This is a genomic window from Pseudomonas sp. P110(2024) (assembly GCF_057480795.1).
Window position 1 is genome coordinate 59,535 of the sequence record NZ_JBLIYT010000015.1, and the last position, 14,578, is coordinate 74,112.

11 protein-coding genes are annotated in these 14,578 nt (G+C 63.4%); 1 reads left to right on the top strand and 10 read right to left on the bottom strand.

Annotated features, from left to right (window positions below):
- The 9 genes from AC25ND_RS22095 to AC25ND_RS22135 form a co-directional block, all read right to left on the bottom strand.
- Complete coding sequence (locus AC25ND_RS22095) at positions 1-3,201, bottom strand: ATP-binding protein (RefSeq protein ID WP_486976591.1); 3,201 nt, start codon at positions 3,199-3,201, stop codon at positions 1-3.
- Between the two features lie 13 nt (positions 3,202-3,214).
- Positions 3,215-3,841, bottom strand: a complete 627-nt coding sequence (locus AC25ND_RS22100) for a response regulator transcription factor (protein ID WP_028690850.1) — start codon at positions 3,839-3,841, stop codon at positions 3,215-3,217.
- A gap of 30 nt (positions 3,842-3,871) precedes the next feature.
- Positions 3,872-4,864, bottom strand: coding sequence for a hypothetical protein (locus tag AC25ND_RS22105; RefSeq protein ID WP_178080953.1), 993 nt, complete (start codon positions 4,862-4,864; stop codon positions 3,872-3,874).
- A 212-nt stretch (positions 4,865-5,076) separates the two neighbouring features.
- Complete coding sequence (locus AC25ND_RS22110; RefSeq protein ID WP_028690852.1) at positions 5,077-5,811, bottom strand: fimbrial biogenesis chaperone; 735 nt, start codon at positions 5,809-5,811, stop codon at positions 5,077-5,079.
- A 166-nt stretch (positions 5,812-5,977) separates the two neighbouring features.
- Positions 5,978-8,485, bottom strand: a complete 2,508-nt coding sequence (locus tag AC25ND_RS22115) for a TcfC E-set like domain-containing protein (RefSeq protein WP_486976592.1) — start codon at positions 8,483-8,485, stop codon at positions 5,978-5,980.
- A gap of 86 nt (positions 8,486-8,571) precedes the next feature.
- Complete coding sequence (locus AC25ND_RS22120) at positions 8,572-9,051, bottom strand: CS1 type fimbrial major subunit (RefSeq protein ID WP_028690854.1); 480 nt, start codon at positions 9,049-9,051, stop codon at positions 8,572-8,574.
- A gap of 199 nt (positions 9,052-9,250) precedes the next feature.
- The gene (locus AC25ND_RS22125; protein ID WP_028690855.1) at positions 9,251-10,915 is read right to left on the bottom strand and encodes a cation acetate symporter; all 1,665 of its coding nucleotides are present in this window, start codon (positions 10,913-10,915) and stop codon (positions 9,251-9,253) included.
- Positions 10,912-11,223: a DUF485 domain-containing protein gene (locus AC25ND_RS22130; protein ID WP_028690856.1), complete on the bottom strand. Its 312-nt coding sequence runs from the start codon at positions 11,221-11,223 to the stop codon at positions 10,912-10,914. The genes AC25ND_RS22125 and AC25ND_RS22130 overlap by 4 nt, the downstream gene beginning before the upstream one ends.
- A gap of 239 nt (positions 11,224-11,462) precedes the next feature.
- On the bottom strand, positions 11,463-12,323 hold the full coding sequence (locus AC25ND_RS22135; RefSeq protein WP_028690858.1) for a glycine betaine ABC transporter substrate-binding protein: 861 nt from the start codon (positions 12,321-12,323) through the stop codon (positions 11,463-11,465).
- 216 nt (positions 12,324-12,539) lie between these two features.
- Between AC25ND_RS22135 and AC25ND_RS22140 the strand changes: the two genes are divergently transcribed.
- A complete protein-coding gene (locus AC25ND_RS22140; protein ID WP_069017453.1) occupies positions 12,540-14,093 on the top strand; it encodes a glycoside hydrolase family 17 protein in 1,554 nt (517 codons plus the stop codon).
- 59 nt (positions 14,094-14,152) lie between these two features.
- Here the strand turns inward: AC25ND_RS22140 and AC25ND_RS22145 are convergent, their stop codons facing one another.
- On the bottom strand, positions 14,153-14,527 hold the full coding sequence (locus AC25ND_RS22145) for a hypothetical protein (protein WP_028690860.1): 375 nt from the start codon (positions 14,525-14,527) through the stop codon (positions 14,153-14,155).
- Positions 14,528-14,578: the final 51 nt, after the last annotated feature.

Here is a 14,578-nt window from a genome sequence, read left to right on the forward strand (position 1 = left end):
TCAGCCTTGAGTCCGGCTGCCCAGATAGTGCTCCAGGTCTTGCATCACCGCATGCAAGGCCTGAGCATCACGGCGAAGTCGTTCAAGATCCAAGGGGGCGCTGGCGCAACTGCCCTCCAGGCGCTCGCAGGCATTGATCAGATCGCCAGCGCGCAAGATGCGTGCGCCGCCCTTGACCCGGTGCGCCAAGGCAGCCAGAGCCTTTGGATCGTCTCCTGAATCTGCCAGGCGGGTGAGATCATCACGATTGCTGCGACGCAGATCGGCAAGCAACGCTTCCAGTGCGCCCTGATCATTGTCCGCCAACTGTCGTAGATGATCGAAATCGAATATCGACGTGCGCGCGCCCTCATCCCCCAGACATTTGCCCTGCTGCGCAACACTGCCGCCCAGGGCACCGATCAGCGCCTGCAAACCGAGGGGTTTGAATAGGCAATCATCCATGACTGCCGCTAGGCAGCGTCGGCGTTCGTCCGCCAGCGCGCTGGCGGTGAGCCCGACTAGTCGACACGCCGTCCCTCCATTGCGACGCTCATGCAGACGAATCGCCCTGGCCAGACCATAGCCGTCGAGGCGCGGCATGCTGCAATCGCTGATGACGACATCGAAGTGCTCGTTCAACCACAGCCGTAGGGCCTGCGCTCCATCCTCGGCAACCCGGGCGTGATGCCCCAGGTAATCAAGTTGCTGAGCCAACAGCAATCGATTGGCCGGATAGTCGTCCGCCACCAGCACGCGCAGCGGTACTGCGTCCGACGGGACATCACTGCGTGGTGCCACCACGGGCTCTGACGGAAACTGCGGATGAATTGGCAGCTCCAGGTAGATTTGCGCCTGGGTGCCCTTGCCCAGCTCGCTGCTCAACTGCAAGTTGCCGCCCATCATCTGGCACAAGCTGCGGCAGATGCCCAATCCAAGCCCCGTGCTGCTGCGCGGCGACTGGGACTGATTGCTGGCTTGGCGAAAGGGCTGGCCCAGCTCGGCCAATTCGGCCTTGGCAATGCCGATACCGGTGTCCTCGACGATCAGGCGTACCACCAGGCAATCGCCGCGGGACTGAGCACAGACGCTCACCTGTACCCGCCCCTGCTGGGTGAACTTGATCGCATTGCTCAACAGATTTGCCAATACCTGCCGCAAGCGCACCGGGTCAAGCAATACCGGGCGGTCAACTTCGCCCTCAACGGTGAGATCGAGCCGCAATCCCTTGACACGAGCCTGATGGTCGAACAACTGGATAACCTGCGACACCTGTTCGCGCAGGCATGCCACCGCTGGCGTCAACTGTAACTCGCCCGCCTCGATACGGGTGACATCGAGGATATCGCCGATCAGTTCCTGCAGTCCCCGGGCAGCGTCAGCGGCCACCTCGATGGCCAAGTGATCGAGCACGCCCCATCCGGCCTTGCGTTGGGCGAGCTCCAGCATGCCCAAAAGGGCATGCAACGGCGTGCGGATCTCATGGCTCATGGCTGCCAGGAAATGAGTCTTGGCATGGCTTGCTGCCTCGGCCCCTTGCTTGGCCCGCCGCAGCTGCACCTGCAGACGGCGTAGGTAGCGGATCCACAGCAGCGCTACCAGCAGTGCGGCAAAAGCAGCGAGAAATCCCAGCAGCAGGGGAGTCCGGTACCGCTGCCAGGTACTGGCGGCAACGATCAGCGGACTGCGCCAGCGCCGGACCAGCACATCGATTTCGCGTGGTGCCAGATCGAGCAATGCCTTGTCGAGGATGCTCTGGAGATGAACCGCACCCGGACTGCTGGCGAACGCGAAATGCTCCGCTGGCAAGGCCAGGCTGCTGATCCGCAGCCGCCCCGGGTACCAGCGCGCAACCAGTAACCGGGCCTGGACGAGTGGCAGCACGGCTGCCGCGACTCTCCCGGCGGCCACCGCGTGCACCGCCTCCAACGCACCATTGACCGGTGACTGCACGACCCTCGGATATGCCTGGGCCAGCAACGCCTGTGCCACGCTGCCTTCCTCCAGTGCCAGCCGCCGCCCGTTCAGCTGGGCGAGATCACCTGGTCGCTCGGCGTGCCCCTGCATCACCAGCACATACGCAGAACTCAGAAAGCCACGAGTGAATCGCAGGCGCTCTCCACGCGCCGGGCTGTAGGGCAGGCCCGCGATCAATTGTGCCTTTCCCATGCGTACCTGCTCGACCATCTGTGCCGTAGTGCCACCCGCCTCGATGTCAAACTCCAAGCCCGTTCGCCGGCCAAGCAATTGCAACAGATCGAAGCTCAACCCTTGCAGTTGGCCTTTACCATCGCGATAGCTCAGCGGCATTGCCTGTTCATTCACCAGCACCATGATGCGTGGGTTTTCGGCCAGCCAGTGCCGCTCGACATCGCTCAGCGGGATGCCTGGCGACCTGTGCACGGCAGCAGGTCGGGCATGCCAACGCTCGTGAATATCCGCATGCTGATCGCCAAGGCCGTCCAATACTCGATCAACCAGGCCGATCAACGCCTTGTTGTCGCGGGCCATGGCAAAACCGACAGCTTGGCTGGTCAGGGCCGCATGGCCAATTTCCTCGGCACCGTTCCATTGGTTGCGGCCCAGGAGATAACGGCTTCCGAGCGTGCTGCCCAGATAAAGGTCGGCGTCACCCAGCGCGAGTGCCGCCAAGGCGCTGAACGGCGAGGGATGAAGCTGGATTTCGGCCAAGGGGTATAACGCCTGTACCTGTTGGCGCGGACGATATCCGTCGACCAGCGCCAACCTGAAGCTGGCGCCGCTGCGGGCCCGTTCCCGCGCATGCTCCTGCGGGGCGATCAGCAAGGGACGATCCTGGGCATAGGGCGCAGACAGATGCAGACCTGCCTCGAGCGCCTGCTGCGGGCTGACGGACCCGAGCAGGTCGATACGGCCTTGGCGCAGGGCAGCTGCCGTCTCGGCGAACGATGCAAACACCTGCAACTGCACTTCGAGGCGCAGTTGACTCGCCAGCAGCCCGACGTAATCGGCGGTGATGCCCTCGTAGGCCTGCCCCGTGGTAAGCATGTCGAACGGTGGGTTGTCACGGGCGATCACGCCCAGGCGTAACACGCGGTGCTCCCACAGCCAACGCAGTTCCTCGTTATCCAGAACCGGCGGCGGTGTCTGCGGGGCGGGGCGTGCATGCAATTGCACGGCCGCGCAAGTTGGCAGGTAGCCAAGCCCCCCCAGTATCCCTATCAGCAAGGCACGCAGGAACACGGGACTACAGCGCTCAGATGAGCGCGTTGCGACGGGCGAAATCCGCCAGGTCGATCAACGAGCTGAGTCGCAGCTTTTCCAGTAGGCGAATCTTGTAGGTACTGATGGTCTTGTTGCTCAACAACATGGCCTCGCCGATGGCTTTGTTACTATAGCCACGCGCCAAGTGCTGGAGGACCATCAACTCGCGATCGGTCAAACTGGCGATGCACTGTGCCTCGGTTGCCTGCAGGTCACGGCGGTTGACCGAGCTGAGCGCCACTTCGGGAAAGTAGCTATAGCCAGACAGCACAGCGCGCACCGCTTTGCCGAGTTCATCGAGATCATCGGTTTTAGACACATACCCAACGGCCCCAGCCTGCATGCAGCGCAATGAGTAGGACTCGGCCAGTTGCGAGGTCAGCACCACTATACGCGTGGGCGTCCCCAGGGCCTTGATCCGGGCGATCACTTCCAGCCCATCCAGGCCCGGCATGGCGATATCGAGAATTACCAGGTCCGGCGCATGCTCACGGGCCAGGCGCACCGCGTCGATGCCATTGTCGGCCTGGCCGATTATCTCCAGGCGTTGCTGGCGCAGCAGCATACAGACGGTGCTGCGGATGAAAGGGTGGTCGTCAACCACAAGTGCTCTGTGCATAGCGTTTACCTCGTGCGCTACCTCAGCCGGTTAAAGCTCGGCGTCGAAGACCACGGTGACCTGGCCGGCATAAGTACTGCCAGGGTGCTTGAGCATCGCTTGGACATCACTGCGTCCCACCTCAAAATGCAACTGGCCTGGTCGATTCAACGTTGGCATGGCCGCCTCGAACTGAAGCGCCGCGAAGCGGCCAGTAGGCAACTGCAGGCGTTCCACCGCCTGGCCCCGGTGCTGGATACCCGCAGGCAGACTCATGGCGACCTCCACAGCCACCTGTTCCCCTTCGTCACTGCGGATCGCGCAGTGCGCGCCCATGTCGTGCTGGCAAAGCTTATAGACCTTGAACGGGCCGGTGGACCACACCCTGAACGGCAGGTCGCGATAGATGCGCTGCGGCGCCTTGCCACCGGCCAACCAGGCCTGCCAGCCGTTCCTGGGCTCCAGCACAGCCCGGTCGGAACCAGGCGGAAACTCGAACATGAAGGCGTGCTGCACATCGAGTTCGAAATTGATGGTGAGGCTGTCACCACTCAGGTTGCTGACATCGTTGCCAAAGTCGAAATCACCACCCGGGCCGATGCGAAAGGTGGTCGAGCCCCGGTACTTGCCGGCCTTGAGCCGGTAAGGTGGCGGTATGTTCAGGTTGAAACCCACACTGAGTTCTTCAACGTCAGCCTGCATCACGGTGCCTGCGGGAGCATAGATGCTACGCGACCAGCAAGCGCCAGGCGTGAGCGAATCACTTAGACGCCAAAGCACCCGCGCCCTGCCGTCTCCCCAACTGCCGGACGATCCACCACCGGAAACACATCCTCCGAGTATCCGGTTATAAGTTGGATTGCGATCGAGCCTTGCGCTCTTCGCAACCACGCTGAACAACGTCCACTCGAAGGCCATTCGCCGTGGCTCACCGGTTTCATCGTGGTAGACGTCCACCTCACGCCGCCCGGGAAGCTGCAGGAAGAACTCGTCGCGCGGATCCGCCGCCTCCTGTACCGCTTTTTTCGTGAAGGTAATCGGCAAGTCGACCGTCGTGGCCCCTCGGCACGTGGCGGGCCAGTACCTGCACACCCCACCCGGAGGCGTTGTGTTTTCGAAGCGACCTGATCCGCCACCCCGGTACTCTGCGCTGATAGTCACGTCCAATGCGCTGGCCACTGGCATGACCCCGCACAGTACTATCGCGCAGCCCCAGCGTGCCCACCCTCGCTGTCTGGTGGATGAAAAAAACACGATCATCCCTCCACCACCATTGCCTTGGTATTACCGCCCTCAATTAACTCGAGCTGATGCACCTTGCCGGTCTCCCCGTCGAACTGCCGGGTGCGACCCGGCAGGACGTGGTGTTTGGTGGCGGGCGCACATCCCTGCCCTGCGGCTTGGCACAGGCGAAAATGATCGAGCACAACCGTGGCGTTACCCTGGTTCACGACAGTCAGTTGCCCGCCTGCGCGCCGTACGTGGGTCTGGTAGCGTGTCTCGGCAGGCCGGACGAACAACAGCGAGCCATATCCGGCCAGCAGATTGACCCCGGCCTTGAGGCTGTCACGGTACTTTTCCGCCTCCTGGTCATCCACCATGAAACCATCGCCCGACTCCGGAAGCACCGGTACGAAGCGCAGACGGAAATAGCGCTCCTGCTCCCGTGAGCCACGATAAAGCAGGCGTACCGCCTGCATGCCTTGGGCGGGGATGATCAGCCGCGCCGGGCTGGCGATCAAGCCGCGCTGTTCCAGTGGCAGCCCATCGGTGGCAATTTCACGGGCAACACCAGTTGCGTCATACACCAGTTCAGCGACGCTGACCTTGACGAACGCAGTGGTGTCGCCGCTGTTGCGTACCCGCTTGAGCAAGGTGCTCTTGTCACCGTCGACGTAGTCATAAAGCGCGCCGACATTGAGCTCGGGAGCGGCACTGGCGACCAGAGGCAGCGCCAGCAGTGTCGAGGCCAGCAGGCGGAAAATATTCATGATGCGAACTCCGTGCGTCATTGACGGGAAAGTATTGATGGGGAGTGGCTGCGTGGCCATGGCCGAACCTGCGGGAACCTTCCCGCATGGCAATCTGAAACGCCCTAAACGGCTGTAGGCCTTTGCCCTGAGCAGGGATCATCCGAGCTGCACCTTACTGAACGGCTTAACCCTGCCCGTTGCGTGCAACCGCCTCGACCTGCGCCACCCCAGGCACACAGCGTTGGTCGCCAGCCAGCAGCACATCGTCCTCCCGCGCCAACGTGCTCACGTCCAGACTCAGCAGGCATACCGCCTGCCCCTGCTGGCGAATCTCCAAGGTAGGGTTCAACTCGCTCATCTCGACCGCAAAGAAGCCATCGGTTTCGGTGACACTGCGGCTGGCGTGGTTGATCAACTGGGCGCCGCGCATCGGCTTGCCATGCTCGTCAAACAGGCGCCCAAGCACGGTAACAGTGCGAAACACCCGCAGTTCACGGTATTCGATGCCGCCACGGTTGAGGTGATAGTCCAGGCTCGCGGGCTGGATAACGGCTGCGGTGACCGCGCTGCCCTCAAAATCGAACTGCACATGCCCGGCCTTGTAGGCTGCAACCGGGATCAGGTTGCGCCCAGGCTGCAGGTTGGCGGAACCGCCATGGCGGTCGTCGGCGCGCAGCTTCAACCCCTCGATATCGGTCTCGACATCAACGATCAGCCCGGCCTGGTGCGGCAGGTACTGACCACTCATGGCCGCCTTGCCTGCTCCCACGGCCAACATGCTCTGCAGATTCAGGCCACCGGTGAAGTCGCCGCTGTAGGACGAACGCTGGACATAGGCATCGCCGTGCACGACCTGACTCTCGAACTGGGTATCGCCGCCAAGCCCTGCGCCGTAGCGGTCCGCACTGAGCGTTGCGCCGACGCTGCGCAGCGGGCCGATATCGACATCTTGCTGGTAGGCCAGCGAGGCGTTGAGATCGCGCCCGCCGTCGCGCGAGGTGCGGCTACCGACACTGGCGGACACACGCCGACCACTGCCGCCACCCAGACTCATGCTCAGGCTCAAGTTGACGCCGCGGCTGCGAGATTCGCCGGTGGCTGCCGTTCCTGGACGATCGAACAGCGACAACCGCCAGTTGGCATCGGAGCCCAGCAGCCGACCATAGTAAGCCCACCCCAGGTCGAGACCGGTGCCGGCATTGACGTCTTCAGACTGCGAAAGCCGCATGCTGACGGTATTGCGCGGGTCGAGGCGATGGTTCAGCGACAGGGACGACTGTGTCTGGCGCGCCTGGAATGGCCGCCGCGCTCTATCATCGAGGCGGCGCCAGTCAGGGCGCGCCAGCCAGGTTCGGCTGTGGCTGGCAACCAACGAACCGCTGTCATAGGCATGGATCAGCTGGATGTCGTAGCCGTTGCCCTGCCCTTGCGTCTGGAACAGGTTGGCGTACAGCTTGAAACGCTCACGCATATCCCAGTCCAGCGAGGTGCCATACTGCATGGCGTCATCAACCCGTTGCGCCGACATACCCAGGATCGCCCGCGGATGCAACATGTAGTTGGCCAGCACGCCAGCGGCGAGGCTGTCGTCGGTATCACGCTCCCAGTTGCTCAGTAATGTGCTCTGGCGCCCCAGGTAAAGGTTGTAGCGCCAGGGCGCATCGGTGCTGCGCCAGTTACTGGGTTTGTAGATGAACTCCTGACTGCGCGAGGTTTCCTGGCCGTCTTCGACCAGCCGTACCTCGACTTCGTAGATGCCCCCGGGCAGGACCTTGGTGTCGAGGGTCTGCAAACCAGGCTGCACCGGTTGACTGTTGATCAGCACGCCATTGCGATAGACCTCGGCGACGGCGGGACGATTAGGGGTAACGTAGATCGGCGTGGTGCTGGGTGCGCCAGTATCGATGGCCAGGCTGTCGCTGCTCCCCAGCATCAAGCCGAAGGTGGTATCGGCCGTGCTTCCCATCAACCGCGGCTGGCGGGTCAACCCCTGGGCGCTTGGGGTGAAGTAGCCCAGCCGATAAAACTGGTTTTCTACCAGGCGCTCGGCATACAGCTGGTCGACCCGGTGGCGCGTGCCCTGGCGGCTGTCGCTACCCCGGTCAAGCTGGCCATCGGCCAAGGTGGTCCAATTGCCGACGCTGCCCTGGCCCTGCAATGCATAACGACCACTGGTGGCATGGCCGTCATTGACCAGGTTGAGCTGGTTGCGTAGTAGCAGCCCATAGCTGCCCTGCTCCGGCTGGCGGTGAAAACGTTCACTGACCTCAGCGATCTCGGCCTGGTCGGTCAATAGTGACAGCTGCGAGTTCACTAGGCTGTAGTGCACCGCGCGCAGGCCGTCGGGGCAATCACCGCGGCAGTCCCCCAAAGGACGGCCGTCAAACAGGCGCTCGTGCCAGCGGCGGCGCAGGCTTTCCGGTTCACGGCTGTCGAGGGTATCGGTGAACTCCAGCAGCTGCACGCGCTGATCGCGACTGAGCACCACCATGGCATCACCCAGGTAGCGCCCATCAAGGTCGACCCGGACCGCCAGCGGCACATCAAAAAAATGCGCTTCGAACTCGCGCGGCAGGCCATCGACGGCACCAAGTGCATTGCCGGCGGCCTGGCTAGCGGGCGCGTGGACGGCCAGCCAGGCCGGCAACAGCAAGCAGCGGCCCATGGCCGCCAGGATGGAATGATTGGTCATGAGGTGTCGCTTGCAGGCAATACCCACCCGTCCCTCGGCGGGAGCCGAGGGTCAGGGGGAACAACGGATGAACGAAGAGAGAAGGCTCAGGGTGCGGCGGTTTCGAAGATCATGCTCACCAGGCCCTGGTAATTGCCAGGCACATAACCGCTCGCCGGCGCGGGCTGGGCCGCCACCTCGAAGCCGATGATCGCGCCCGGTGCCGCCTGGGTGGCGCTGACGACTTCGGCCGGGGTGGTCTGCAGCACGGTGTCGCCGACCTTGACGTCGAGGCCGATGTTTTCGGTGCCGCTGGCGATGACCGCCGGCGAAACCAGATAGGCGGTGATCGGGCCCACAGTGCTCTTGACCTGCAATTGTTTGCGGATCGGATCGAGCTTGGCCTGATACGAGTTCCAGGCCATTTCCTGCGGGTCGTTCATCCAGTTGCCGCCTACCGGCTCGACGAAGAAAGCGTCGGTCGGCACCTGGGCGGTCACCTGTACCTGCTTCTCGATCGGGTCCACCGCAAAAGCGGAGCCTGCGAAGAACATGGCCAGGGGAAGGGCGAGTAACGTGCGGTTCACGAATCTGATCTCCTTAAATTGGTCAATGCCTGCCGGCGCGCGGCCAGCGGGTGAGGAGAAGTATTGGCGAACACGTCGCGGCGATGACTAAGACCGTTCCGAGCGGGCCTAAGAAATTTCCTAGCGGCAGGTAATGCGACAACTCTGAAAGCACAATGCCCCGGCATAGGCCGGGGCATTGTGTGTTCAGCTCAAGGTATCAGTGCGATACCGCGCCACTGGCTCCCAGGCCGGTCTGCGAGCGGACGAACTGTGGGAAGAACAGCGCGCGCTCGTTCTCGGCAGCCTTGGACTTGTCGGTAACCGAGAAGAACCAGATGCCGGCGAAAGCGATGATCATCGAGAACAGCGCCGGGTACTCGTACGGGTAGATGGCTTTCTCGTGACCGAGGATCTGCACCCAGATGGTCGGGCCGAGAATCATCAGGCCCACCGCGCTGATCAGGCCCATCCAGCCACCGATCATGGCGCCGCGGGTGGTCAGCTTCTTCCAATACATCGAGAGCAGCAGCACCGGGAAGTTGCAGCTGGCGGCGATGGAGAAGGCCAGGCCGACCATGAAGGCGATGTTCTGCTTCTCGAACAGGATGCCCAGACCAATCGCCAGCACGCCCAGGGCGATGGTGGTGATCTTCGACACGCGGATCTCGTCTTTGTCGTTGGCCTTGCCCTTGCGCCAGACACTGGCGTACAGGTCATGGGACACCGCCGAGGCACCGGCCAGGGTCAGGCCGGCGACCACCGCCAGGATGGTGGCGAAGGCCACTGCCGAGATGAAGCCGAGGAACACGCTGCCACCCACGGCATCGGCCAAGTGCACCGCCGCCATGTTGTTGCCGCCGATCAGGGCGCCGGCGGCGTCCTTGAAGTCGGGATTGGTGCTGACGAGCAGGATCGCGCCGAAGCCGATGATGAAGGTCAGGATGTAGAAGTAGCCGATGAAACCGGTGGCGTAGAGCACCGACTTGCGCGCTTCCTTGGCGTCGCTGACGGTGAAGAAGCGCATCAGGATGTGCGGCAGGCCCGCGGTGCCGAACATCAGCGCCAAGCCCAGCGAGAACGCCGAGATCGGATCCTTGACCAGGCCGCCCGGGCTCATGATCGCCTCGCCCTTGGCATGCACCTTGATCGCTTCGGAGAACAGGGTGTTGAAGTCGAAGCCCACGTGTTTCATCACCATCAGCGCCATGAAGCTGGCACCGGACAGCAGCAGCACCGCCTTGATGATCTGCACCCAGGTGGTGGCGAGCATGCCGCCGAACAGCACGTACAGGCACATCAGGATGCCCACCAGGATCACCGCCACGTGGTAGTCCAGGCCGAACAGCAGCTCGATGAGCTTGCCGGCACCGACCATCTGCGCGATCAGGTAGAACGCCACCACCACCAGCGAGCCCGAGGCCGACAGGGTGCGGATTTCCTTCTGCCCGAGACGATACGAGGCCACGTCGGCAAAGGTGTACTTGCCCAGGTTGCGCAGGCGCTCGGCGATCAGGAACAGGATGATCGGCCAGCCGACGAGGAAGCCGATGGAGTAGATCAGACCGTCGTAGCCCGAGGTGAACACCAGCGCGGAAATACCCAGGAACGAGGCCGCCGACATATAGTCGCCGGCGATCGCCAGGCCGTTCTGGAAGCCAGTGATCTTGCCGCCGGCGGCGTAATAGTCGGCCGCCGACTTGTTGCGTTTGGAGGCCCAGTAGGTAATGCCCAGGGTGAAGGCGACGAAAGCCACGAACATGGCGATCGCCGAGACGTTCAGCGGCTGTTTCTGCACCTCGCCGGTCAGGGCATCGGCGGCCCACACGGCGGGTGCGAAGGCACCGCAGGCCAGGACGGCCAGGGCTTTGGCGTGACGGATCATTGCTTGGCCTCCTCGAGAATGGCCTTGTTCAGTTCATCGAACTCGCCGTTGGCGCGACGCACGTAGAGCGCGGTGAGCACGAAGGCCGAGACAATCAGGCCGACGCCCAGGGGAATGCCCCAGGTGATGGACGAATCGGGGCTGAGCTTGGCGCCCAGCACGTGCGGGCCATAGGCGATGAGGAGGATGAAGGCGCAGTACAGGCCGAGCATGATCGCCGAGAGAATCCAGGCGAAGCGCTCACGCTTGGTGACCAGTTCCTTGAAGCGCGGACTGTTCTGTATCGATTGGTAAATGCTGTCGTTCATTGTTTTTGTCCTAGCAGCACAGAGTAGGGAGAACCCGACTCCAACTTTATGCTGCCGCTGGACGCCAACCAGACGACCTTAGTCTTAGATGCAACGGTGTTTTGCAAGATCGGTAACAAATCCTGGGGACGCTGCGCGCCCTTTTCGCCGGCAAGCCGGCTCCGACAGGGGATCTGCGCCGACACTGCGGGAGCCGGCTTGCCGGCGAAAGGGCTGCACGGCAGCCCCATCTCAAGCCATCACTTGCCGGTCCACTCCTTGACCCGCTCCGGATGCTTGGCCAGCCAGTCCTTGGCGGCGGCCTCCGGCTTGGCGCCTTCCTGAATCGCCAACATCACTTCGCCGATCTCGTCCTTGGACTGCCACTGGAACCTTTTCAGGAACTCGGCCACTTCCGGCGCCTTGCTCGCCAGCTCCTTGCTGCCGATGCTGTTGACCGTCTCGGCGGCGCCGTACACGCCCTTGGGATCCTCGAGGAACTTGAGCTTCCACTTGGCGAACATCCAGTGCGGCACCCAGCCGGTCACGGCGATGGACTGCTGCTTGGCGTAGGAGCGGCCCAGCTCGGCGGTCATCGCCGCGCCGGAACTGGCCGTCAGTTTGTAGCCGGTCAGGTCGTAGTCCTTGATGGCCTGCTCGGTCTTGAGCATGACCCCGGAGCCGGCATCGATGCCGACGATCTTGTTCTTGAAGCTGGCATCGGTCTTGAGGTCGGCGATGCTGTTGGCCTTGACGTACTCGGGGACGATCAGGCCGATCTTGGCATCCTTGAAGTTCGGTCCGTAGTCGACGACGTTGTCCTTGTTCTTGGCCCAGTACTCGCCATGGGTCACCGGCAGCCAGGCCGAAAGCATGGCATCGAGCTTGCCGGTGGCCACGCCCTGCCACATGATCCCGGTGGCCACGGCCTGCAGCTTCACGTCATAGCCGAGTTTCTGCCTGATCACTTCGGCGGCCACGTTGGTCGTGGCCACGCTGTCCGACCAGCCATCCACGTAACCGATGCTCACTTCCTTGGCCATGGCCTGCGCAGTGCTCATGGTCAATACCAGGGCGGCGCCCACACTCAGGAAACGTCGTACTCTTGTAAAAGTCGCCATCAAAGCATCCCTCGTCAGGTCTTGGAGAGAGCATCATCGACCTGCCCCCGCGCACGACCTGCTCTGTCAGCGACCTCCAGCGAACGATCAGCGACAGCACTGTGCCATTAACGCCATGACACTCGATCGACCTGCGCGATCCTTGCATGCCAAAGGCTTGGCGCCGGTCATTTGCGGCTATCATCTAGCCCTTTGTGCTTGACGACGGACTGCCCGATGCCCAGTAACACCCGACTGCTCCTGCCTGCGTACCTGCTCGCCTGCCTGCTCGCCCTTGGCGGCCTGTGGGCGCTCTGGTACGGCCTCGGCAAGCCGGTGCACCTGCCTGATGCGGCGAGCCCGACGCACAAGCTGCAGTGCGCGTCCTACACCCCCTTCGACAAGGACCAGTCGCCGTTCGACCAGCCGTTTCGCCTACGCCCGGCGCGCATGGACGCCGACCTGGCGTTGCTGAGCGAGCGATTCCAGTGCATCCGCACCTATTCGATGACCGGCCTTGAGGCAATCCCGGCGCTGGCCCGCAAGCATGGCCTGAAGGTGATGCTCGGCGCCTGGGTCAACGCCAACCCGGTGGACACCGACAAGGAAGTCGAACGGCTTATCGCCGCGGCCAATGCCAACCCCGACGTGGTCAGCGCGGTGATCGTCGGCAACGAGGCGCTGCTGCGCAAGGAAGTCACCGGCGAGCGCCTGGCCGGGCTGATCGAGAAAGTGAAAAGCCAGGTCAAGGTGCCGGTGACCTACGCCGACGTCTGGGAATTCTGGCTGCAACACCCGCAGATCGCACCGGCGGTGGACTTCCTCACCATCCACCTGTTGCCCTACTGGGAAGACGACCCGCGTGGCATCGATGCGGCGCTGGCCCATGTGGCCGAGGTGCGCCAGGTATTCGGCAACCGCTTCGCGCCCAAGGACGTCCTGATCGGCGAGACCGGCTGGCCCAGCGAAGGACGCCAGCGCGAAACCGCCGAGCCGAGCCGGGTCAACGAGGCGCGTTTCATCCGCGGCTTCGTCGCCTTGGCCGAAGCCAACGGCTGGCGCTACAACCTGATCGAGGCATTCGACCAGCCCTGGAAACGTGCCAGCGAAGGCGCCGTGGGCGGCTACTGGGGGCTATACGATGCCGACCGCCAGGACAAGGGCGTGCTCGAAGGGCCGGTGAGCAACCTGGCGTTGTGGCCGCAGTGGTTGCTGGCCAGCGTGTTGCTGATGCTGGCGACCCTAACCCTGGCCGGGCGCCCGGCAAGCCGCCGTGCCGCCCTGCTGCTGCCGTTGCTGGCGGCCCTGGGTGCCGGCAGCCTGGGGCTGTGGGGGGAACTGATGCGCACCAATGCCCGCTTTGTCGGGGAGTGGCTGTGGGCGGGTGCCCTGGCTGGCTTGAACCTGTTGGTGCTGGCCCACGGCGCACTGGCCCTGGCTCGTCCAGACGGCTGGCGCCAGCGGCTGTTCACCTGGCTCGAGGCGCACGCGGGCACCTGGTTGCTGGCGGCGGGATTCGCCGCGGCAGTGAGCATGCTGGCGATGGTGTTCGACCCGCGTTATCGCAGCTTTCCCAGCGCGGCGTTGCTGTTGCCGGCGGTGGTCTATCTGCTGCGACCGGTGCCGGCGCGGCGGGCGGAGGTGGCGTTGCTGGCCTTTATCGTGGGCGCTGGAGTGGCACCGCAGTTGTTCCAGGAAGGGTTGGCGAATCGACAGGCATGGGGCTGGGCGGTGGTCAGCGTGTTGATGGCTGGCGCGTTATGGCGAAGCCTCAAACTGCGCTTGGCGTGAACCGATTGCGAGGACTTCGTCCTCGATTCGCCGGCATGCCGGCTCCCACAGGCCAGGCGTCATGCTCTGTGAGAGCCGGCTTGCCGGACCAGCCGCAATCCCGCCAATACCACGGCAAACACCGCGATGCTCGCGGTATAGAGCACCAGTGCCGGAATCCCGAACAGCAGCGCCAGCGCCGCCAGCCACCACCCGCCTCGGCCAGGCGTCAGTTGGCTGAGCAACGCCAACCCCAATGCCCCCCAGGCAATGGCCTGGAAATGTATCCCCAAGCCCAGCAGCGAACGCGCCTGGCATTGCCAGACCTCTCCCGGCACGCTGCACAGCCCGACCCACCGGGCATCCTCCATCAGCCCATAACGCACGCCATAACTGGCGGCCAGCCACAAGGGCAGGAACAGCAACAGGGCAACGACTGGCCACCAACGCGCCATGCGGATCTCCAATAGCGGTAATCTAAGCATTGCATGATCGCCCACGGGCCG

Excerpts from the sequence above, each read along its gene's own strand:
- AC25ND_RS22130 (WP_028690856.1), bottom strand. The coding sequence starts at position 11,223 with ATGAACGACAGCATTTACCAATCGATACAGAACAGTCCGCGCTTCAAG.
- AC25ND_RS22100 (WP_028690850.1), bottom strand. The coding sequence starts at position 3,841 with ATGCACAGAGCACTTGTGGTTGACGACCACCCTTTCATCCGCAGCACC.
- AC25ND_RS22140 (WP_069017453.1), top strand. The coding sequence starts at position 12,540 with ATGCCCAGTAACACCCGACTGCTCCTGCCTGCGTACCTGCTCGCCTGC.
- AC25ND_RS22115 (WP_486976592.1), bottom strand. The coding sequence starts at position 8,485 with ATGACCAATCATTCCATCCTGGCGGCCATGGGCCGCTGCTTGCTGTTG.
- AC25ND_RS22125 (WP_028690855.1), bottom strand. The coding sequence starts at position 10,915 with ATGATCCGTCACGCCAAAGCCCTGGCCGTCCTGGCCTGCGGTGCCTTC.
- AC25ND_RS22110 (WP_028690852.1), bottom strand. The coding sequence starts at position 5,811 with ATGAATATTTTCCGCCTGCTGGCCTCGACACTGCTGGCGCTGCCTCTG.
- AC25ND_RS22145 (WP_028690860.1), bottom strand. The coding sequence starts at position 14,527 with ATGGCGCGTTGGTGGCCAGTCGTTGCCCTGTTGCTGTTCCTGCCCTTG.
- AC25ND_RS22135 (WP_028690858.1), bottom strand. The coding sequence starts at position 12,323 with ATGGCGACTTTTACAAGAGTACGACGTTTCCTGAGTGTGGGCGCCGCC.